General features: G+C 65.4%; 12 protein-coding genes. 3 read left to right on the top strand and 9 right to left on the bottom strand.

Going from position 1 to position 22,049, the window contains the following annotated elements; all coding sequences use genetic code 11:
• The 7 genes from A2J02_RS03795 to A2J02_RS03765 form a co-directional block, all read right to left on the bottom strand.
• Window positions 1-657, bottom strand: a 657-nt coding sequence (locus tag A2J02_RS03795; RefSeq protein WP_156516067.1) for an ABC transporter ATP-binding protein, incomplete at its 3' end; no start/stop codon positions are given.
• Window positions 654-10,895, bottom strand: coding sequence for a non-ribosomal peptide synthetase (locus A2J02_RS03790; protein ID WP_197477922.1), 10,242 nt, complete (start codon window positions 10,893-10,895; stop codon window positions 654-656). The genes A2J02_RS03795 and A2J02_RS03790, both read right to left, overlap by 4 nt.
• Before the next feature lie 270 nt (window positions 10,896-11,165).
• On the bottom strand, window positions 11,166-12,791 hold the full coding sequence (locus tag A2J02_RS03785; protein WP_068047015.1) for a long-chain fatty acid--CoA ligase: 1,626 nt from the start codon (window positions 12,789-12,791) through the stop codon (window positions 11,166-11,168).
• Window positions 12,792-12,859: 68 nt separating this feature from the next.
• Window positions 12,860-13,942 carry an alpha/beta hydrolase gene (locus tag A2J02_RS03780; protein ID WP_082898557.1) on the bottom strand — a complete coding sequence of 361 codons (1,083 nt, stop codon included), beginning with the start codon at window positions 13,940-13,942 and terminating at the stop codon, window positions 12,860-12,862.
• A 72-nt stretch (window positions 13,943-14,014) separates the two neighbouring features.
• Window positions 14,015-14,899 carry a tagatose-bisphosphate aldolase gene (locus tag A2J02_RS03775; RefSeq protein ID WP_068047012.1) on the bottom strand — a complete coding sequence of 295 codons (885 nt, stop codon included), beginning with the start codon at window positions 14,897-14,899 and terminating at the stop codon, window positions 14,015-14,017.
• Between the two features lie 71 nt (window positions 14,900-14,970).
• Entirely contained in the window at window positions 14,971-16,326 is a 1,356-nt protein-coding gene (locus tag A2J02_RS03770; protein ID WP_068047027.1) for an FGGY-family carbohydrate kinase, read from the bottom strand.
• 10 nt (window positions 16,327-16,336) lie between these two features.
• Window positions 16,337-17,341 (bottom strand): LacI family DNA-binding transcriptional regulator, encoded by a 1,005-nt coding sequence (locus A2J02_RS03765; protein WP_197477921.1) that lies wholly within the window; start codon window positions 17,339-17,341, stop codon window positions 16,337-16,339.
• A 102-nt stretch (window positions 17,342-17,443) separates the two neighbouring features.
• Between A2J02_RS03765 and A2J02_RS03760 the strand changes: the two genes are divergently transcribed.
• Window positions 17,444-17,998, top strand: coding sequence for an AAA family ATPase (locus A2J02_RS03760; protein WP_068047010.1), 555 nt, complete (start codon window positions 17,444-17,446; stop codon window positions 17,996-17,998).
• Here the strand turns inward: A2J02_RS03760 and A2J02_RS03755 are convergent.
• Window positions 17,983-18,990: a LacI family DNA-binding transcriptional regulator gene (locus A2J02_RS03755; RefSeq protein ID WP_068046994.1), complete on the bottom strand. Its 1,008-nt coding sequence runs from the start codon at window positions 18,988-18,990 to the stop codon at window positions 17,983-17,985. The two genes, A2J02_RS03760 and A2J02_RS03755, sit on opposite strands and share 16 nt — an antisense overlap.
• A 31-nt stretch (window positions 18,991-19,021) precedes the next feature.
• On the bottom strand, window positions 19,022-19,747 hold the full coding sequence (locus tag A2J02_RS03750) for an SDR family oxidoreductase (protein WP_068046991.1): 726 nt from the start codon (window positions 19,745-19,747) through the stop codon (window positions 19,022-19,024).
• Window positions 19,748-20,155: 408 nt separating this feature from the next.
• On the opposite strand from A2J02_RS03750, the gene A2J02_RS03745 reads away from it, so the two are divergent.
• Both A2J02_RS03745 and A2J02_RS03740 read left to right on the top strand, forming a co-directional pair.
• Window positions 20,156-20,935 (top strand): ATP-binding cassette domain-containing protein, encoded by a 780-nt coding sequence (locus A2J02_RS03745; RefSeq protein ID WP_068046988.1) that lies wholly within the window; start codon window positions 20,156-20,158, stop codon window positions 20,933-20,935.
• Window positions 20,932-22,029 (top strand): ABC transporter permease, encoded by a 1,098-nt coding sequence (locus tag A2J02_RS03740; RefSeq protein WP_082898561.1) that lies wholly within the window; start codon window positions 20,932-20,934, stop codon window positions 22,027-22,029. Before A2J02_RS03745 ends, A2J02_RS03740 begins: the two co-directional genes overlap by 4 nt.
• Window positions 22,030-22,049: the final 20 nt, after the last annotated feature.

Raw genomic sequence — 22,049 nt, 5'->3', positions numbered from 1 at the left:
GACCACGCGGCCCTTGTCGAACACCACCACGTCGTCGGCCAACCGCTCGGCCTCGTCGAGGTACTGCGTCGTCAGCAGCACCGCGGTGCCGTCCCCGGTCAGTCCTTCGACCACGTCCCAGAGCTCACCGCGACTGCGCGGATCGAGGCCGGTGGTCGGTTCGTCGAGTATCACCAACGGTGGCCGCGCGACCAAGGCACCGGCCAGGTCGAGACGTCGACGCATACCGCCCGAGTACGTCGACGCCGCCCGTCCCGCAGCGTCCTCGAGGTGGAACATCGCCAGCAATTCCTTGGCTCGCTTGCGGGACCGCGACCCGCCGAGCCCGTAGAGCCGACCGAGCATCCGCAGATTCTCGTACCCGGTGAGGCGGCCGTCGACGGCGGCGTACTGCCCGGACAATCCGATCAGCCCGCGCACCGCCCGCGGATTCTCCGCCACGTCGATGCCGGCGACCGTCACCGATCCGCTCGTGGGAGCGCTGAGGGTCGCGATGATGCGCACCGCGGTGGTCTTGCCCGCGCCGTTGGGACCCAACACCGCGGTCACCGTCCCCGCGGGCACCACCAGGTCGACGCCGCTGAGCGCCACGTGATTGCCCTTGCGGCCCACGTACTCCTTGACGAGGTTCCGCACCTCGACCACTGTCTCGCTCATCGGTACTGCCCCGATGCGGCTGCCGGAGTGCGTGATTCGATGCTGCGCGCCACCTCGGCCAGAGCCTTCGGGGTACCCATCTCGTTGTGGGTCGTCTGAACCGGATGATCTGCGATGGTCCCACCGACGAATTGTCGCCATTCCCAGGGGGATCGAGGCACACCGCGGTAGCGCGACGCGGAGAAGAACGTGAGGTCGCCGCCGAAGAACTCGGGCCGATGCTCGTAGCCTAGGCGAACGAACAGACGGTACCGGTCGTACAGGCGTCGAATCTGATCGTCGTCGAGCAACGTCGCCGCCCCGCCTTGCCTGCGCACCAGCGCGATGGCGTCGTCGAGAGTCAGATCGTCCTCGACCTCGAACTCGCCCACGAACTCGCGCAGCAGGTCCGCCACCGACATCTCCTGCCTCGGTGCCGTCTCCTCGCACAGCGGATACGCGTCGAGAACGATCAGTTCCACTGTCTCGCCCTGCTTCTCGAACTCGACGGCCATCGCCTGCGCGATGAGCCCGCCGAGCGACCAGCCCGCGAGACGGTACGGCCCCTCGGGGAACTCCATACGGATCGCGTTGACGTAGTCGCGCGCCATCTCTTTCACCGATTCCGGTTCCGGTGCGGTGGTGACGATTCCGCGAGCCTGAATTCCGACGACGGGAGTGTCCGCATCCAGATACGGAAGAATCCCGGTGTAGCTCCACACCAATCCGATGGCCGGATGAATGCAGAACAGCGGTGTCCGATCGGACGATCCTCCGCGCAGCGGTATCAGGACGTCGAACGGAGATCGCGCACGCAGAGTCACCGGAGCCTGTTGGGCGGCGACACCGCTGTGGCCCAGCGCATCGAGTCGGGCTGCGATCGCGTCAGGCGTGGCGACGTCGAAGAACCACGTCACGTCCACTCGATCTCGATCGGAATCGGCCACCTGCTCGCGCAGCGTATCCATCACCATGACTGCGGCCAGGGAATTGCCGCCGAGGGCAAAGAAATCGGAGTCCGCGTCGACGGTGTCGACATCGACCGCAAGCACGGCTGCAAAAGCTGATCGCACCGAATCGACCGTCGAACCGGTGGGACGAGCGACGCTGGCCGTCACCGGTCCCGCAGCGAGCGCGACCCGATCGACCTTTCCGTGTGAGGTGAGGGGGAGCCTGTCGTGCAGCACTATTCGCGCGGGCACCAGATGTCGGGGGAGGACCTCGGACATACCCGCACGAAGGTGATCGACATCGACGACGTCCGTGGTACTCACGTGCGCGACGAGTGACGAACCGGTCGCGGTGTCCTCGACGAGCACCACCGCGGACTGCACCGACGGGTTCGCCGACAGCACCGCCTCGACCTCGGCCGGCTCGACCCGAACTCCGCGAATCTTGGTCTGCGAGTCCGACCGTCCGAGAATCCGTAGCTGTGCACCGTCCGGCGTCGAGGCGGAGCGAACGAGGTCCCCGGTTCGGTAGAGCCGTGAGCCCGCATCGCCGTACGGGTTCGCGACGAATCGGGTCGCCGTCAATGCGGGCCGATCGAGATAGCCCCGAGCCAGGCCGGCACCGGCGATATAGAGCTCGCCGATGTTCGGTCCGTCCACCCTGCGCAGGTCGGAATCGAGGATCAGCGTCGACGTGCCCGGTACCGCTGACCCGATGTGCGGTGCCACAGCAGCCTTCTGCAGACCCATCGTTGCCGCGACCGTCGACTCGCTGGGGCCGTACGCGTTGACGAAGCGGCGGCCCTCCGCCCAGGTATCCAGCAACGCTGCCGACAGCGCCTCGCCTCCGGTGCCGATCGCGGTCACCGACAGCAATGCGTCGGGCGAGAGTGTCCCCAGAGCCGCCGGGGTGATGAAGATCGTGTCGACCCGTTCGCGTCGGATCAGGTTGCCGAGTTGAGTACCCGCGAAGGTCGACGACGGTGCAACCACACAGGTCGAGCCGCGAACGACGACCAACAGCATTTCCAGAATCGCGGCATCGAATCCCGGCGACGCCACGTGCAGAACCCGGGACCGGGGACCGGTGTCGAACTGCAGCCCCAGCGATACCGCGAATCGCTCGAGCCCGCGATGAGTGACTGCGACCGGCTTCGGCCGACCCGTCGTTCCCGAGGTGTAGACGACGTAGGCGATGTCGTCGGGATGCGGCCGTGGTGCAGGCTTGTTCCAGTCGACCGGTTCGACGTCCCGAATCGATCGCCACGTCACACTCTCGCGCGGTAGGTCCGCGTCCGGGCCGTCGCACAGACCCAGGATCGGAGCCGAGTCCTCCAGGATGTAGCGCAACCGCTCGCTCGGGTAAGACGGGTCCAGCGGCAGGACGGCCGCACCTGTTCGCGCGATCGCCCAGAACGCGGTGACCGAGGCCAGGGAACGCTGAGCTGCGAGAGCAACGCAGGTCCCCGGCCCCGCACCGGCCCCGCGAAGCGAATCGGCCAGGGTGGCAACGGCATCGTTCAGCTCGCGGTAACTCATCGAACCGTCCGCCGCAGCGACTGCCACCGCATCCGGATCGAGTGAGACGGCCGCGTCGAACAGCGCGCCGAGTGTGGGAGGAGAAAGAACGATCTCCGACGCGTCGAGCAGATCACCGACGGTGCTCGACGGCTCTGCGGCAGCTCGATCGAGTAGTTCGACCAAGTGTTGCCCCAGATGACGAACGGTGCTGGGAAGGAACAGGTCTCGTGCGTAGGTGATGCGTACGTCGGCGCTGCCGTGGTGGCTTGGGCGGACGGACACCACGAGGTCGAACGCCGAGGTGGTGATCGGGGCTTCGATCGTGGCGATGGTTCGGTCGCCGGTATCGATCGTCAGCGGCGGTGAATCCTGCACGGCGAGAACGATTTGAACGACGGGATTGCGGGCGGGGTGACGCGGTTGTCCGAGCGCGGACACGACCTCGTCGAACGGGATCATCGCATGCTCGAACGCGTCGAGGTCGGTCTCGCGTACCTCGGCCAGTGCCTCCGAGAACGACGCGGACCGAGCGAAGCCGGTGCGCAGTGCGAGCGTGTTGACCGCCATGCCCACCATCGAGTCGAGAGCCGTGCCACCGCGTCCCGAGTGCGGTGTACCGATCACGACGTCCGTGCTGCTGCCGGCCGAAGTTCCGACGGATGCAAGCGCGGCGAGCGCGGTGTGCACCACCATGAATTCCGAGGACCGGTGGGTTCGGGCGAGGCTGCTCACCCGGGCACGCACCTCGGCGGACATCGACACCGTGACTGTGCCCGCCCGTCCGGTGGGAGCACTCGGCCGCGATATGTCCAACGGAACGGCGTGTTCGACGGGGGCGTCGCGCAGCGTCTGCGTCCAGTAGTCGAGGCCGGTTGCTCGCGCTCCGTCGGTCATCGCGGCTTCGAGTGCGAGCTGGTACTCGGCGTACTGCAGCGGCAGGCTCGGCCACATCGGGGTGTTGCCACTCTCGCGAGTGGTGTACGCGAACAACAGATCAGCAGAGAGCGGGGCGATCGATTCACCGTCGGCGGCGATGTGGTGCACGACCAAAACCACCACGTGCTCGTCGTCCCCGGTTCTCGCCACCGTGGCTCGGACCGGAAGTTCGATCGACAGATCGAAGCGGTGCGCACCGGCCTGGGCCAGAAGGTCGGTGATCGAGCAGCTTTCGCGCGAGTCCGCGATGCTCACCTCGACTCGTCGCTGCGGCCAGATCCGCTGCACCGGTCCCGTCGGCGTGGTCGGGAACGTGGTTCGCAACGACTCGTGGCGCAGCACCACGTCGTTCAGTGCCTCTTCCAGCACATGGGGGTCGAAGGCACCGGTGACGCGGAGGCCGCCCACGATGTTGTACGCCGTTGCCGTCGAGGCGATCCGGCTCGTGATCCACATGGCCTGCTGCTGAGGGGAGAGAGGGATCGACGGGCCCCTCGTGGAGCGAACGCGCTCGATCAGTTCGGTGGTGAGCCAGTGTGATCGTTGTATCGAGTCCTCGGGATTCTCTAGAACTGTGTCGAGGTGCGCGGCAAGCTCGGCAACCGTGGGGTTGTCGAAGATCGCCCGAACCGGGACGTGGTGGTCCAGGCTCTCGCCGATACGGGTGGCGTATCGCGTCGCGGACAGCGAGGTGCCGCCGAGGGCGAAGAAGTCGGCCGAACTTCCCACCGACGGTACGTCGACGATCTCGCAAAGAATTTGCAGCAAAGTCGATTCCAGCTCTGTTCGCGGCTCGTCGTCGACGGAGATGACGTCGAACGACGGTGCAGGCAGGGCAGATCGGTCCAATTTGCCGACCGGGGTGAGCGGGATGGCGTCGAGGACCACGATCCGGGCGGGCACCATGTGTCGTGGCAGCCGCTCGCGGACGATGCGCGTTACGTCACCGACGTCGACGGTGTCGTCACCGTGCACGTAGGACACGAGCACGGTCTCCCCGGACGGGGAGGTGGCCGTCGTCGTCACGGCGAAATCGACCCCGGGTATCGCACCGAGAACTCCGTCGATCTCACCCAATTCGATTCGCAGACCGCGGATCTTGACCTGGAAGTCGCTGCGGCCGACGATCTTCACCGTCGGGTCGACTGCGCCGTCGACGTACGCGAGATCCCCCGTGCGGTACATCCGTGACCCGGGAGGACCGAATGGATCAGCGACGAATCGGGTGGCCGTCAGCGCGGGACGATCGACATATCCGCGCCCGAGTTGCCCACCGGACAGGTGCAATTCGCCGGTGACGCCGCTCGGTACCGCAGACAGTCGTGTGTCGAGAACGGTCGCGCGGACGCCGGCGACCGGCATCCCGATGGATACGTCCCGGGTCGGTTCGAGAATCGGGAGATGAGTGGAGATGGTGGATTCGGTCGGCCCGTAGACGTTGACGATACGACGCCCTGCCGCTGCGATCGCGAGCAACTCCGGCCCGAAGTTCTCGCCCCCGATGCCGATCGTGGTCATCGACGACAGATCCGGACCGGTGAGGTCGAGGGTGGCCAGCACCGACGGCGTCAGGAAGCAGTGCGTCACCTGGTGGACGTCGATCACCGCTTCGAGTTCTTCCGCACCGACGATGTCGGCGGGAGCGACCGCCAACGTCCCGCCCGAGCGAATTGCGAGTGCGATCTCGAGCATCGACGCGTCGAAACTCGGTGAGGCGAAGGCCAATACGCGTGAACGCGAATCGGCCCCGAACGCGCGTACCAGCTCGGCCCCTGCGTCGGAGTAGGCCTGCCGGGAGATTTCGACGCCCTTCGGAGTGCCGGTGGTTCCCGAGGTGTAGATGACGTACGCCGCATTGGCCGCAGACACCGCCGGGGCATCGCGGCCGTACGTCCCGGCATGGGCGAACAGCGAGTCCAGCGTCATCCAGAAGTCGTTCGAACCATCGGTGCGCAGGTGCGTGAGACCGACGACGGCGCGGCTGTCGCGCACCATGAATTCGCGGCGGTCCTCCGGGTAGGCGGGATCGACCGGTACGTACACGCCTCCCGAGCGGGCGACGGCAAGCACGCACAGCACCGATTCCATGGAGCGAGGCAACATTCCGACGACTCTGGTCTCGGCCCGCACACCTCGACTGCGAAGAGTTGCGGCCCCGCGAGTGACGAGTGCGTCGAGATCGCCGTACGTCATGGATCGTTCGTCTTCCACCAGCGCCACGGCTGTCGGCGAACGCCGCGCGCAGTCTCGCAGTGCGCGGTCGATGCTGACGCCCCATGGATCGGCTCGACCGCTGAGCATCGGCAGCAGCCTCGCGCGTTCGCATGGAACCAGCACGTCGATTCGGTGGATCGGACGGTCGGGTTCGGCGGTCATCTGGGCGAGTACCGACGTCAGACGCTGCAGCAGCGCGTCGGCGGTGGGCTCGTCGTAGAGGTCTCGGGCGTAGGTCAGCACGATCGTCGTCTCGTCAGGCCTGGAGGCCGATCGGGCGAGAACCACTTCGAGGTCGTACTTGGTGACGGGTAGGTCGATGCCGTACGTGCTCACGGTTCCGCCGCCGATCTCCATATCGACATCGGGGGTGACGCGGTCGGTCAACATCACCTGGAACAGCGGGTGGCGACCGGGGAGGCGTACCGGATCCAGATGTTCGACCAGGGAGTCGAAGGGCATGTGTCCGCGAGAGAGCGCCTCGATGTCGACACCTCGGACTGCGAGCACGTGCTCGCGCACGGAATGGCTCGGCGTGACCTCGGTGCGCAGGACAACAGAGTTGACGAACATTCCGACCACGCGGTCGAGGTCAGGATGCCCGCGCCCCGCCACAGCGGTACCGATCACCACATCGTCGCCGACACCCGAACGGGACATCAGCAGCGCCAACGCGGCGTGCACGACCATGAACTCCGTCGATCCGGTGCCTGCGGCCAGGCGATCGACGGCAGCCTTCGCGTCGGGGCTCAGCACGGTGGAGACGGCCCCGCCGAGGCCGGTCGGCGTACTGGGACGGGCGCGCATGGTGCCCGGTGGACGGGTGTCGGGAAGGCCCGCGAGAGTATCGGACCACCACGTCCGGAGAGCACTCAGCGACGAAGCGGTGTCGGTGGCCTCGCCCAACTGGGCACGCTGCCACGCGACGGCATCGGCGTACTGCACGGGAAGTGAATCCCACTGCGGTGCAGTGTCTTCCAATCTCGCCCGGTAGGCCTCGCCGATGTCGGCAGCCAAGACGCCCAGTGACCACCCGTCGACGCAGATGTGGTGCAGGACGATCGCGACGACGTGTTCGTCACGGTCCGGTAGCGAGATCACTCGGCCACGAAGTGGCAGATCGTGTTCGAGATCGAAGGGGCGCGTAGCGATCTCGGACAGGGAGTCGAGCAGTGCTGTGTCGTCGACATCAGCGCCGTCGATGGTCACGGCATCGAACCGCAGAGGATTCTCGGGGGCCGGGGCGTCCAGGATCAGCTGTAGGGGCACATCTTCGGACGGGTCGATGCGGAAGACGGTGCGCAAGCTCTCGTGGCGCCGGACGACGTCCTCGAGTGCCAGCCGAATGGCAGGGATATCGAGCTCGCCGCGGACTTTAAGAGCGAGCGGAATGTGATACGCGGCCGACGGCTGGTAGCGCTCGATCCACCACATGCTGCGCTGCGAGGGCGAGGCGGGCAACGGCTCTGTACGCGAAACAGCAACCGGTGCAGTGGACCCAGCGTCGTCGGCGAGGTCGACGACGGCGGCGGCCAGTCGCTCGACCGTCGAATGCAGAAAGACCTCGCGCACGCCGACGCGGTATCGGCCGTCGGCGGCGAGGCGAGCGGCGACGACGGTGGCGAGCAACGAGTTGCCGCCGAGGGCGAAGAAGTCGTCCGTGGCCGACACCGACGGCACGTCGAGAACCTCCGAGAACACCTGGGCGACAATGACTTCCTGCGGTGATTCAGGCTCGCGCCGATCGGCCACGACCTGTTCGACGGGCTCGGGCAGCAGGCGGCGATCGACCTTGCCGTTGGTGTTCAACTCGAACGCATCGAGCACGTTCACGCGGTGGGGCACCATGTACGCGGGGAGAACGCCGACGAGCGAGGCGGTCACCTCGTCGGGGTCGAGCACCGCATCGTTCTCTGCGACGACATAGCCCACGAGGGTGCGGGCCACCCCGTCGCCGTGCACGACCACGACGGCGTCACTGACCTGTGGGTGGGCGCGAAGTGCCTCCTCGATCTCACCGAGCTCGATCCGGAACCCACGCACCTTGACCTGATGGTCGCGTCGGCCGATGTAGGTGAGTTCTCCTGTGGCAGTCCATCTGACGAGATCGCCGGTTCGGTACAGCCGACCCCCTCCGAAGGGGTCGGCCACGAATCGGCTCGCCGTCAGTCCGCGTCGATCGTGGTAGCCGCGCGCCACCCCGGTCCCGCCGATGTAGAGCTCGCCCACGCATCCCGGGGGAGTCGGGTCCAGTCGGCGGTCCAACACGTAGGCGCGAATGCCGTCGATAGGACGCCCGAGTGCAACTTTCTTTCCTGCTTCGAGCGGGCCGAGGGTGACGGCGACCGTGGTCTCGGTGGGGCCGTAGACGTCGACCATCCGTCGTCCGGGAGCCCAGTCGTCTACCAGCGCGGCAGGCACTGCGTCGCCGCCGACTCCGATCGAGACGAGTGTCGACCCGGCGGCGGGGGAGACCGTCGCCAGCGCGGACGGCGTGATGAACCCGGCGTCGATGCAGTGCTCGGTGAGCAGCGCCCCGAGTTCGTCGCCGCCGTACACCCCGGTGGGCAGCACCACGAGGGTTCCGCCGGCACCGAAAGCCAGGAACATCTCGAGCACGGATGCGTCGAAACCCGGTGACACGAAGTGCATCACCCGTGACCCGACGATCGTGGCGTGGGCCGCGATGGCCGCGTCGGCGATGGGGCCGATACCGCGATGGGTGACGGCAACGCCTTTGGGGACGCCGGTGCTGCCGGATGTGTAGATCACGTACGCGAGATGATCGAGAGTGAGTGGGGCGAGGCGGTCGGCGTCGGTGATCGCACCGTCGGTGAATCCACGCGCGGGATCGTCCTCGACGAGGATCCAGTCGATCTCGGACGGCAGTCGGCCGTGCATGTCTCGCGTCGTCACACCGACGCGCGCGCCACAGTCCGCCAGCGTGCGCTCGATGCGATCGAGTGGATGCGCAGGATCGATCGGTACGTACGCACCGCCTGCCTTGGTGATGGCCCACACTATGGTCACGGATCTGTGCGAGCGTGGGAGTACCACGGCCACAGGCACGTCCGGGCCGACCCCCATCGAGATCAGCTGGCGTGCGAACGCATTCGAGCGACGGTCGAGCTCGCGGTACTCGACCACGGTGTCACCATCGACGACCGCGGGACGATCCGCCGCACGACGCACACCGCGGCCGAAGATTTCCGGCAGGGTTGCCAGAGCAGCAGGCGCACCGCCGCTCCACTCGTCAAGCAGGAGTCGATGATCCGAGTCGGTGAGCACGCCGATGGAGTCGATCGGGCAGTCGGGTTGCCGGGTTGCGAACTCGTGCAGGAATCGAGCGAAACGCGCACTGTGCATTTCGATGTCGGCCAGCTCGTACGTGGCAGGGTTGCCCTCGATGTCGACGCGCATCTGCCCGTTGTCGGAGTTCGTGTGCAGGGTGACGGCCATGTCTGCCGTCGGACCCGAGGTCAACAGGTCCAGCCGCGCGTCCAGATCGCCCAGCCGAATCCGGTCACCGAACAGCATCGGGTTGATGGTCGGCCCCAGGGTTGCCCCCGAGGCCCGCAGGTCTCCGGCGATCTCCGCCGCGGGGAGCAGCTGGTGCCGAAGAGCACCTCCGATGCGATGGCCGATGTTCTCGATCAGATCGGCAATGGTGGTCGTCGATCCGACTCGGGCTCCGATGGGAACGGCGTTCGCCGTCATGGATGCAGATGATCTCGCCCAGGCGGTGACGCGAGCAGCCATCGGAAGGGTGAGAACGACGTCGTCGGTGTCGGTAGCGCGGGCGAGGTACGCCGCGAAAGCCGCGACCACCAGAGCGGCGACGGTGGTCTTGTGCGTTCCGGCCGCACTGGCAAGGGCTTGGTCGGTCTGCAGGTCCAGCGTCCTGTTGCACCGATGATTGAACGACGACGGTTCGGCCGTGCGTCCGGAGAACGACACCGGTTCCGGGAGTTCGGCCGCCACTGCCGCCCAGTACGCACGGTCCTTCTCGATTCGTGCCGACGCCCGATACGCCGCCTCGGCCTCGACGAACGCGCGTGGGTGCCTCGCCCTGCGCGGCGGCGGGATCTCACCGCGTTCGAGTGCCGAGTAGACCTCGCCGGTACGGACCGCGACCACTGCCGAACCGAATCCGTCGATCACGGTGTGGTGTGCTCGTGCGTACCAGAAGTACCGGAGGTGACCGACTTTCAGGACCGCCGACCTGGAAAGTGGTGTCGAGTACAGGTCGATCCGAGCGGTGAACTCCGCTTTCATCCAATCGCGTGCGGCCGCGATCGGGTCGGGAGATCCGGTGAGGTCGTGGTACTCGAGTTCGGTGGGCAGAATCGCTGCATCGACGAACTGACGCACGGTGTGCGGACCGTCCTGGCCGTCGCCGGGGGCGAGGAGTCGGGTCAACAGCGAACCCGTTTCGGCGGCGGTGATGCGCACCGAGTCGACGAGGAGATCGAAATTCAGGTCGCCACGGACGTCCATGTAGTGCGCAACGCTGTGTGCGGCATGCGGATGCAACTGCTGTGCCAGCCACATCGCGTACTGCGAGGACGTCAACTCGAACGTATCTTCGTAGTCGTCGTCCAACGTCACGAACCCGAGTACCTGATTTGAATCGGTCACCATTACCCCTGCGCAACTGTGCGCCCCGTCGTATCCCACTTGCTCGGAACCCCGATGGAACGGTAGCAAACTCCGCGTAGGTTGGAACGGCTCTTTACGTACCGACGTGCAGTGAAACTGGTTTATTACTGAACTCGAGGTTTGTTTAGCCAGTCTCGGCAAATATCTTGTGTAGCAACGCTCGGCGGTGTAGGAGTCAGGAAATGGACGCCGAAGACCGCCCCGAGCGGGCGCTCGGGGCGGTCGGCCACGGTGTTCCGAACGGTGCCGCTACACCAGCTCGATGACGTTCAATGCCCCGTCGGCATGCGAGCTACGCAGTCGCTTCTTGTCGTACTTGCCGACGCTGGTTTTCGGGACCTCGTCGATGAAGGTCCATCGCTCCGGCAGCTGCCAATGCGCCACGCGGCTGTCGAGGAACTCCTTCAGTTCTTCGGCTGTCACCGATGCGCCCTCGCGGACGACTACGGCCACCAGGGGCCGCTCGTCCCACTTCGGATCGGGCACACCGATCACCGCGGCCTCGCGAACGGCCGGGTGTCCCATCACCTGATTCTCGAGTTCCACCGACGAGATCCACTCGCCCCCGGACTTGATGATGTCCTTGGAGCGATCGGTCAGTCGTAGGTAGCCGCCCTCGGAGATGGTGCCCACGTCACCCGTCCGCAGCCAGCCGTCGTCGAACTTGTCGTCTGCGTCGGCGCGATAGTAGCTGCCGGTGATCCATGGGCCACGGACTTCGAGTTCACCGACGGTCGCACCGTCCCACGGCAACACCGTGCCTGCATCGTCGACGAGTCGTGCGCGAACACCGGCGACGAATCTGCCCTGCGTGCAACGTAAATCGAACTCGTCCTCAGCCGACAGCCCGGCATCGGGCTTGCCGGACGTGCCCAGAGGCGAGGTCTCGGTCATGCCCCAGGCCTGCGAGATGTGCACCCCGTACTTCTCGTGGAACGCCCGCATCAAACTCGGTGGACACGCGGCACCGCCGACCACCACGTCACGCAGACTCGACAGATCGGCCGGGTGCTCGTCCAGGTGAGCGAGCAGGGCCTGCCAGATGGTCGGAACGGCCGCCGCGGCTGTCGGACGCAGTGTCGACATCATCTCCGCCAACGGAGCCGGCTGCAGAAACCTGTCGGGCATGATCAGTGACGCACCGACCATCAGCGCTGCATAGGGCAATCCCCACGACATCGCGTGGAACATCGGCACGATGGCCAAGACCTTGTCGGACTGCGCAATTGCCATCGCGTCGGTCATGCAGGCCTGCATCGAATGCAGGTAGATGGAGCGATGTGAATAGACGACACCCTTGGGGTCGCCGGTGGTGCCCGAGGTGTAACACATTGCGGCAGCGGATCGTTCGTCGAGCTCGGGCCAGTCGAACTCCTCCGGCTTGCCTGCGAGTAGGTCCTCGTAACCCAGCACCTCGATACCGTCGGGTGCAGTGACCTGCGTCGGGTCGACGCCGACGACGACGAGATGCCGCACGGTCTCGAACGTCGGCAGCAGGGGTGTCAGCAGGGGGAGCAGGCTCGCGTCGGCGATGATCACCTGATCCTCGGCGTGATTGACGATGTAGGTGAGCTGCTCGGGAAATAGTCGGATGTTCAGCGTGTGCAGCACCGCGCCCATCGCAGGAATCGCCATGTACGCCTCCATGTGCGGGGCGTTGTTCCACATGAACGTTCCGACGCGCTGATCGTCGTCGATGCCGATCGACCGCAGACCGTGTGCCAGTTGCGCTGCCCGCCTACCCAATTCCCCGAAGGTCACCGTGGTCGGACCGGTGTCCGTCCAGGTGGTGATCTCGGCCGAGGAGTGAATGGACGTCCCGAATCGAACCAGCTGGCCGATGGACAGTGGGGTGTCCTGCATGGTGCTCTTCATCGATCTCGCTCCTGAAGTCTCGGCATAGACGTCGTTGTGTTGCGCGTCACACCATGCACGATACGGACTTACTCGGACGCGTGGTCTCGGGTACCTCGGATTCGGGCGTCGACCTCGCGAACCATGTCCTGATAGATCTCCGCCGCGGGGTCTATGACCGCGAAGTGGCCCCCGGGTCCTTCGACCGAGCCGACCGAATCCGAGCCCGCCGACGCGGCGGCGTAGTACGCCCGACTGATCTCGAGCAGGTTGGGATCGTCCGATACCGCGCACACCACCAGATGCGGAACTCCGAGCGGAAGCCTCGCGATCGGCGACGATGCCTCGTACGTCTCCTGCGCACCGGCGAATCGCGCACCGATCGCATTCGACACCGCACCCTCACCGAGCCAGCGCTCATCGCCGACCTTCAGATCGAGCACGCCGGCCAGACTCACTGCGAGAGCAGGGGTTACGGCCTTTCCGGCCGAATCGGCTGCGAGGCGCAGAGCGAGTTGACCGCCCGCCGAGTGCCCCATCAGCACTGTTCGGGACAGATCAAGACTGCCGGGTGCCGTCTCCAGCGCCGCCAGAGCGGACGCGACGTCGCCGGTCATCGCATCCCACCCGTGTTCGTCGGGGCGACGATATTCGACGTTCCACGTGGCGTAACCCCGCCCGGTCAGATCGACGGCCATCGCGTCCATCAGGTCGAATTCCCATCGCGAACGCCAGTAGCCACCGTGGATCAGCACGGCGACGGGAAACGGGCCATCGCCCTCGGGTAACCGCTGCTCGACGCGTTGCTCGGGGTGATCCCCGTAGTGCAGGATCGTCCCGGGGTAAAAGCGGTGGAAGTACACGCTGTCGATCGCAAATCGCAGACCGTCGAGCCCGCGGCCGCGAATGTGAGTGCGGATGCCCGGTGATCTGTCCGGTGTGCACTGGCCCAGATCGACTCGAACGACACCGCTGCTGTGCGGCGAAATATCGACCGGGATTCCGTCGCCAGGAACGACGATCGCTTCGTCGAAACCTGATGCGATGTCGACCATTCCGCCCGTCAATCCTCGGGCCGACAGCGCCCTGGCGACCAATTCCTGGGCCGTCGCGAGATCGGCGAACACGCCGGGAGCGGCGACGATGTCGAGGTGCGTCGAGGGGTGCGTCATGGGTTCACGCTACCCAGAAAAGCGTCGACCGAACCCGAGACGGAGTGTCCGGGCTCGGTCGAAGGACGGTGATCAGTTGTCGACGGCCTCGTTCAGTTCGCGCAGACGTGGGAGTGCGCGGTTGGTGAGCAGGTCCTCGCGAGTCTCGGCGGAAACGGCCATGCTGTCCTTCCACAGCGAGCGGCCTGCCATCGCGCCGCGCGCGCCGTTGGCGACCGCGATGCGCACCTGCTCGATGAACGTCTCGTGGTCGACGCCCGCCGACAGCACTGCCCACGGAACACCCTGTGCCGCTTCGGTAACGGCCGCACATGCCTCGGCGGAACCGGGGTAGGGGAGCTTGAGTACCTTGGCACCGCATTCGACCGAGATGCGGGTGGAGTCGGCGATGATCTTGCCGAAGCCGGCCTTGTAGTCCTCGTCCGATTCGCCCTCGAGCTTGTAGGTCAGGATTTCGACGATGAGCAGCAGGCCCTCGGCGGAGCATGCCTTGACGAGGTCGCGGATCTCCTCGGCGACACGGGAATCGACGCCCTGCCGTTCGGGGCGCATGTAGAACAGCATCTTGGCGACATCGCCGCCCAGGTCGCGTACGACGCGCGGGGTGACGCCGTCGACGTACCGGGTGTACCGCAGTCCATCGGTCTCCTCGAAGCCCGAGGCGTCCATGCCGACGACGAGTGCGGTGTTGCGCGAGAGCACACCCTCGTCGACGATCTTCGGCAGTGCGACCTCGGGGTCGAGCAGGATCGCCGGGGCGTGATTGCCGAGGTAGCGAACCAGATCGGCCTTGGCGTCGGCGAGCTGCTCGAACGTGACCGAGCCGGGTCCGTCGGGAGCGTCCGTCATGACCGCCTTCATGCCGTTGCGCTGATCTCCGGCGACGATGAGCATGTTGCCGTCGGCGGTGGAGATGGCGGCCATTCCGCGACGCTCGAGGGTGGTGAGTTCGTTCATTGTCTTCTCCTGGTGATGGGTTTGGTCTGCGAGCAGATGAGACAACGTTGTCTCAATGCAGAAATGTGGGCTCAGATTTCTATGAGCGTCAGTAGTCGCGCAGCGAACAGTGCTGCGCCGTAGGCGGTGTCCTGGGTACGAGTCGAGACCGAGACAGCGGGGAGCACCTGTGCGCGGGCATCCCGGACGCTGGCCATGCCCGCCCAACCGCCGGTGAGCAGCGTGGTCCGAGCGGGCGCAACCTCGGCGTCGAGGGCAGCGATGAGGCGGGCGATCTCCTCGTTGCCGTGCAACAGAATCGAACGGAACAGCTCCGCCGAATTCACCCCGTCGGTGCGCACGGTGATGGACAGCACGCCGTCGTCGTTGCGCGCCCCGGCGATCTCTATCCCGCCGTCGGTGGACGGTCCGGCGGCAGGCAACGCGCACACTCGCTGATCGAGCAGGTCACGCCCGGCGCGGTCGGTGATGTCACACATCTGCAACGCCCGTCGCATCAACAGTCCGGTCTTGACCCCGGCGACGAGTACGTGTTGGCCAGGAACCACATGCCGCACCGAGTTGATCAGGTGATCGGCCAGACGGCTTCGCGCTGCGGTAGTCAGAGGAGCGTCGAGCACTCGCAGCAGAACCTCGGCGGTGCCCATCGACACGTGATATCGATCGTTGGGGATTGCCCCACCCGATACGGCGGAGACGAGGTGGTCGTGACCGGCCACGGTCAACCGTGCCCCCACGATGGCGTCGGGAAGTGCATGTCCGGTTGCGACCCCCAGGTCGGTGCCTGCGTCGACGAGGGGCGGGATGAACTCGGCCCCGACGCCCAAGTGTGTCAACATCTCCGTCCACGGCTCGCCGGTGTTCTGATCGAGCAGTCCGGTCCGGGAACTCAACGAGTAGTCGGCCACCGCGCGGCCACCGAGGGCCAACACGACGAACTCGGGCAGATTGAACCAGCGCAGTCCGGCCAGGTTCAGTCCGTTGTCGCGGAGGTGCGCGATCTTGACCACTGATACCTGGACGCCGACGGGCAGGCCTGTCTTGCCGGCGAACCGATCACGAAGATCCTGGGGTAGTGAATCGACCTGCTGCTGCCCGCGCGGATCGAACCATGCGAATGCCGGAGCGCGGACAACGTTGTCTTTATTCAGAAGGAAGCCCGTCTCGCCCATTCCGGACACCGCGATCGCATCGATGCGCGACGCGGGATCGCCGGTCACCTCGGGCAGTCGCCGCGCGACGGCGTCGAGCAGATTCGCGATGGTGGCGAGCAGGTCCTCGGCCTCGAGGTCGGTGGTTCCGCCCGGGCCGTGATGCCACGGCGTCGGACTCTGCTCGATGAGCAGTTCGGTTCCGGCCTCGTCGATCACGAGCACCTTGATGCCGGTGCTACCGAGGTCGAGTCCCGCAACGAGTCTGGGATTCACGGGGATGTTCTCATTTCTGTGCAGGTAAGGGGAGTGCATGTGAGAGTCGTTCGACCAGGGTGGTCGGCGCAATCTGTTGCTCGACTTCGAGATAGGGATCATCGAAGCGCTGCACCAGGCGATCGAACGCGAGGGTGCCGATCCGGTATGGATCCTGGTCGATGCATGTGACGGACGGGCTGACAGCATCGGCGAGCGAGAAGTTGCCGAACGAGACCATGGCAACGTCGGTGCGATCGATCTCGTGCAGCACCGATACCACGGCCGTCGCATGCCGCGCGTTGGCGACGAAGAAGGCGGTCGGCGGATTCCGCAGAGCCAGTAGCTTCTTCACTACCGGCCGTACCGAATCTGCGGCGTGCGAGACGGGCGGTGCGAGGGCGGCGTCCGGTGTCTGACCGAGATCGGTGAGGACGTCGATGTACGCCTCACGGCGCAACTGTGCGGTCTGTAGTCGATCGTCGAAGCCGAGCAACGCAATTCGGGTGTGGCCGCCCTCGACCAGTTTCTCGACGGCCCGCTTGGCGGCACCGTAATCGTCGACGATGACCGAATCGAAGCCCGGGATGGAACGGTCGATGGTCACGGTCGGCAATGTTCGACGCCGAGGCACCAGGAAGTCGCTGTGATCGCCGACAGGCGCGAGGATGATCCCCCGCACGTGTTGACCGGCCAGCAGCGCCAGCTGGTCACGTTCGCGGTGAGCGTCGAACCCGGTGCTGCCGACGATGACGGCCAGTCCGTGTTCGAGAGCGCGATCCTCGACCGCACTGACCAAGGAGGCGAAGAACACGTCGTCGATGGAATCGACGATGATCCCGATGGTGTTTCCCGATCCCGATTTCAACGAGCGCGCAGCGGAATTGGGGACGTAGTTGAGCGTCTGCACCGCGGCCTCGACGCGTTCGCGCAGCTCGGGCAAGACCGTGTCCACGCCGTTGACGACACGGGAGACGGTCTTGAAGCTGACGCCTGCCAACGCGGCGACGTCTTTGATGCTTGCGCGCTCGGTCACGTGAACTCTCGATCGGAGGAATTGTGTTCGCTGTAGTAAAGGTGCGAGACAACGTTGTCTTGTATGATTCACGTCATGCCTCCTGTCTGTCAAGACGTTTCCGTGATCGATCGGGATCAACTGCCGGTTCTGGTTGTCGCGGGTGCTGCAGGAAGTGGAAAGACCACCCTCGGACGCGAGCTGGCGCGCCGCTTCGGCACGGCATTGCTAGACCTCGATACACTCACCAATCCACTACTCGATCAACTGGATTCGCTACTGGACGGGCAGCACTGGAACAGTGCAGGGCCGCACGCAGAACGCATTCGTGCCGGCCGGTATGCAGTGCTGCTCGCTGCTGCGAGGGACCTCGTGGAAATCGGTCAGCGCCCCGTTCTGGTCGCGCCCTTCACCCGCGAACTGACCGCGGGCACGGAGTGGGAACGACTGGTCTCGCAGGTGACCCCCGCAGCAACGATGGTCGTGCACGTCGACGGCTCGCCGGAGCTGCTGGCGCGTCGGCGGGCGGCCCGCGGGGCAGAGCGCGACGCGCATCGGTCGACGGATCGCCCGGTGGAGAAGCCGCGTGTTCCACATCTGCGGATCGATGCCGAATTGTCGACCACACTGCAGGTCGATCTGGTTGCGCAGGCGCTCCAGGATCAGTCGCAGCGGTGATCGCTTCCAGGCGTGCAGGATCGGCGTTCGATGAGCTCGACGCCGAGGATATTGCGGCGCTTGAAGCGCTTGCCGGGATTCTCGATTCGGCCGAGTAGTCGCTCGATGGCCAATCGGCCGAGCCGAGCAGGATTCTGGTCGATCACCGTCACCGGCGGCCACACTGCATCCGCCAGCGGGAAGTCGCCGAATCCGACGAACGCCAGATGCAGCAATTCCATCTGCTGCAGCACCGGCACGCATGCCATGGCCACGCGTGCGTTGGACAGAAACAGCGCCGTCGGTGGATCGTCGAGTGCGGTCAATGCGGTCAGGGCGTTGCGGGCATCGTCGCGGCCCATGACGCCGAGCGCAACGAGCGACTCGTCGAACTCGATTCCTTCGGCCTGCAGCGACTCTCGGTATCCCTCGAGCCGATTCCGGCTGGTGGGAATATTGGCACTGTCACCGATGACTGCGATGCGAGTGTGTCCCAACCGAAGCAGATGATCGGTGGCCAACACCGCCCCGCCGTGATCGTCGTCGACGAAGCTGTCGGCCTTGAGGCCGTCGGGTGCGCGATCGACGAAGACCGTCGGAGTTTTGTCGATCCAGCGCTCCAGGTAACCGTGATCGGAACCCGTCGGCGCAATGATCAAGCCGCTCAACTGTCTACGCAGCAGCGACTCGACCAGAGCCTGCTCCTGGTCACCGTCGTGCCCCAGGCTCGTGACCAACACGGCCATGTCGTCCTCGCGGGCGCGCTCCTCGATGGCTCGTGCGATGGAGGAGAAGAACGGATCGTCGATATCGGGCACGGCCACACCGATCGCTGCCGCTTGACCGTTGCGAAACGACGTCGCCATCGTGTTCGGAACGTAGTTCAGTGAATTCAGGGCATCGGTGACGCGAGCGCGCGTTTCGGGGTCGACGTGCGGATCGTTGTTGTACACCCGTGAGACGGTCTTGGCGCTGACTCCGGCCAGTGCCGCGACATCCTGCATGGTGGTCATGATCTACCCCCGTCTGCTCGTCGTCCGCTCGTCATCGACTCGTGTAGCCGCCGTCCACCGGCAACGACACCCCGGTCACCATGGAAGCATCATCGCTCAACAGGAAGGCAATCGGCGCGGCAATCTCGTCCTCGGTGGCCCAGCGCCCCAGCGGCATCTGTGCCAGGAACGGCTCCTCGATCTCCGGACGGCCCCAGTAGAACGCGGACATCTCCGTCATCACGACGGTCGGATTGACTCCGTTGACCCGGATTCCGTGGCGACCGAGTTCCAGGGCCGAAACCCGAGTGATGTTGTCCAGGGCGGCTTTCGAGGAGCCGTACGAGATGTGGCCCGTCAGGGCGACGAGACTGGCCTGGCTCGACACGTTCACGATTGCTCCAGCACCGGCGGCGATCATCGCGGGGACGGTGTACTTGATGACGAGGAGAGCGCCACGCGCGTTGATGGCGATGACCTTGTCGAAGACGGAGATGTCGGTGTCCTGTGGCGTGGCGATCTCGCCGCCGAAGCCGGCGCAGTTCACCACTCCGTAGAGCTCGAGTCCCTCGACGGCCTCGCGCACGCTGTCCTCGGAGGTCAGGTCGAACGCGAGAGGCTGCGCGCCGGTCTCGTCGGCGAGCTTGTCCAACGCATCCACCGATTGACCGGCTGCGACGACGTCGGCCCCGTCGGCCACCAGTCGTCGCACCGTGGCCGAGCCGATACCGCCGCTGGCACCGGTCACCAAGATCTTCCGGCCGTCGAACTTCGCCATGTACGCCAACCTTCACTGTTTCCGAATCGGTCATGTCATCGATGTCATCCGCCGCATGTGCGTGCTTGATGACATCGGTGTCATGGACGGTACCGTAGCGCCGTTCCGCTGGGTCGAAAATCGAGTAGATCGCAACTATCTCCAGTTCAGAGACGGTACCGCTCGGTCCGATAGCGGGTCGAAGGTGCGGCTTCCGCCGTGGGCAGGATCTGTGCCATGTCACCGGTGACATGAATTTTCACGAAACACGTGACAATGCGGGTTGCGTGGGTCACACTCGTTTACACAACGAGCCCCGCAGGGAGCTCGACCTGCCTCGCAGATCACGATCTCCGACCGTGCTGCACAGGCACCGGTGGGGGTGTTCATCCCGCACCCGACGGTTTTCGATTCGACCAAGGAGTATCCATGGCCAGCGTTGCACCTGTGGCGACACCGATCCTCGAGGCGAGGGGATTGTCGAGGAGCTTCGGAAACGTGCGCGCCCTCGACGACGCCGATTTCGACATCTACCCCGGCGAGGTCGTCGCCCTCATCGGCGACAACGGTGCAGGCAAGTCGACGTTGGTCAAGGCGCTCTCGGGCAGTCTCGCGGTCGACACCGGTGAGATCCTGTTCGACGGCACTGCGGTCGATCTCGACAGTCCCACCGTGGCAGCGGAACTCGGCATCGAGACGGTGTTCCAGGATCTGGCTCTCGCGCCCCACCTGAATGCGCAGCAGAACATGTTCCTCGGCCGGGAACTGCAGGCGAAAGGGCTACTGGGGCACCTAGGGTTTCTCGATGTGTCCACGATGCGCAAGCAGTCGCAGGACGCGTTGAACGAACTCGGAGCCACTGTGCGCAGCCTCACCGTTCCCGTCGGAGCCATGTCGGGTGGCCAGCAGCAGGCCATTGCGATCGCCCGTGCGGTCGCCTGGGCCAAAGGTGTTGTCTTCCTGGACGAACCGACCGCGGCGCTCGGCGTCGTGCAGACCCGAAACGTTCTCGACACCATTCGCCGCGTGGCGGACAGGGGAGTGGCCGTGGTGTTCATCAGTCACTCGATGCCGCACGTGATCGAGGTCGCCGACCGCATTCAGGTACTGCGGATGGGCAAACGCGTCGCCACTCTCGACGCCAAGAACACGACCATGGAAGAACTCGTCGGCGCGATGACCGGCGCAACCACCGGAGCCACACGATGACCAACCAGACCATCAGCCCTTCTCTCGAGCCGATGCCACCCGGCGACACACCGTCTCGCCACTCCTTCGATCTCGTCGAAGCGCTCGGTAAGTTGGCCCGGGTTCAGGTGTTCCAGATCGTGCTCGTATTGGCCGCGATCTGCCTCGTGTTCTCGATCATGGCGCCCGGCAGCTTCCCTGAGTGGGGCAACATCCGCCAGATCATCCAGAACGTTTCCATCCTGGCCGTCCTCGGGATCGGCATGACGTTCGTCATCGTCACCAGTGGCATCGATCTCTCGGTCGGCTCCGTTCTCGTCTTCTCCGGCGTCGTCTCGGCCAAGACCATGGCCGCGATCGGCGGCGACGGGTGGGGAGTTGCCGCCGTCGGAATCGTGGTGGCACTGGGGTGTGGCCTCTGCTGGGGATTGCTGAACGGTTTCCTGATCGGTAAGGCCAACGTGCCTCCGCTGATCGTGACTCTCGGGACCCTGGGCGGAGCTCTCGGGCTCTCGCAGGTCATCACCGGCGGCGTCGACATCCGCGACGTACCACCGGTTCTGGTCGATACCATCGGCTACGGAAACTTCCCGGCCACCACCATTCCACTGATCTCGAGCATCGCGCTGGTGCTCGTGGTGATCTTCGGAATCGTGCTGCATCGCACCAAGTTCGGCCTCTACACCTTTGCCGTCGGCTCCAAGGAACAGTCTGCTCGGCGCGTCGGCATCAAGGTGGACATGCACCTGGTCAAGGTCTACGCACTCTCCGGCACTCTCGCTGGACTGGCCGGCATTCTGTCCTTGTCGCAGTACGGCACCACCGCCATCGCCGGACAGTCGCAGACCAACCTCAATGTCATTGCGGCAGTGGTCATCGGCGGAACCAGCCTCTTCGGCGGCATCGGAACCATGTTCGGCACCGTCGTGGGACTGTTCATCCCTGCCGTGCTGCAGAACGGCTTCGTCATCGTCGGAGTCCAGCCCTTCTGGCAGCAGGTCGCCGTCGGTGCTGTCCTCATCGCAGCGGTCTACTTCGATCAGCGCCGACGTGACGCAGCGAGCCGAGGTCAATCGCCCAGCTCCCTCAAGAAACTCTGGTCTCGAAGTCCCTAGTTCCGGCCAGCCTCGAAACT

It is taken from the genome of Rhodococcus sp. EPR-147, from assembly GCF_001647185.1.
Taxonomy (GTDB): domain Bacteria; phylum Actinomycetota; class Actinomycetes; order Mycobacteriales; family Mycobacteriaceae; genus Rhodococcoides.
Note: the sequence above shows the minus strand (reverse complement) of the source record. Positions and strands in the feature narration are given on the sequence as shown.

Coding starts and splice junctions, on each gene's coding strand:
- A2J02_RS03785 (WP_068047015.1), bottom strand. CDS start 12,791: ATGAAGAGCACCATGCAGGACACCCCACTGTCCATCGGCCAGCTGGTT.
- A2J02_RS03780 (WP_082898557.1), bottom strand. CDS start 13,942: ATGACGCACCCCTCGACGCACCTCGACATCGTCGCCGCTCCCGGCGTG.
- A2J02_RS03775 (WP_068047012.1), bottom strand. CDS start 14,899: ATGAACGAACTCACCACCCTCGAGCGTCGCGGAATGGCCGCCATCTCC.
- A2J02_RS03755 (WP_068046994.1), bottom strand. CDS start 18,990: ATGACCACCATGCAGGATGTCGCGGCACTGGCCGGAGTCAGCGCCAAG.
- A2J02_RS03750 (WP_068046991.1), bottom strand. CDS start 19,747: ATGGCGAAGTTCGACGGCCGGAAGATCTTGGTGACCGGTGCCAGCGGC.
- A2J02_RS03745 (WP_068046988.1), top strand. CDS start 20,156: ATGGCCAGCGTTGCACCTGTGGCGACACCGATCCTCGAGGCGAGGGGA.
- A2J02_RS03740 (WP_082898561.1), top strand. CDS start 20,932: ATGACCAACCAGACCATCAGCCCTTCTCTCGAGCCGATGCCACCCGGC.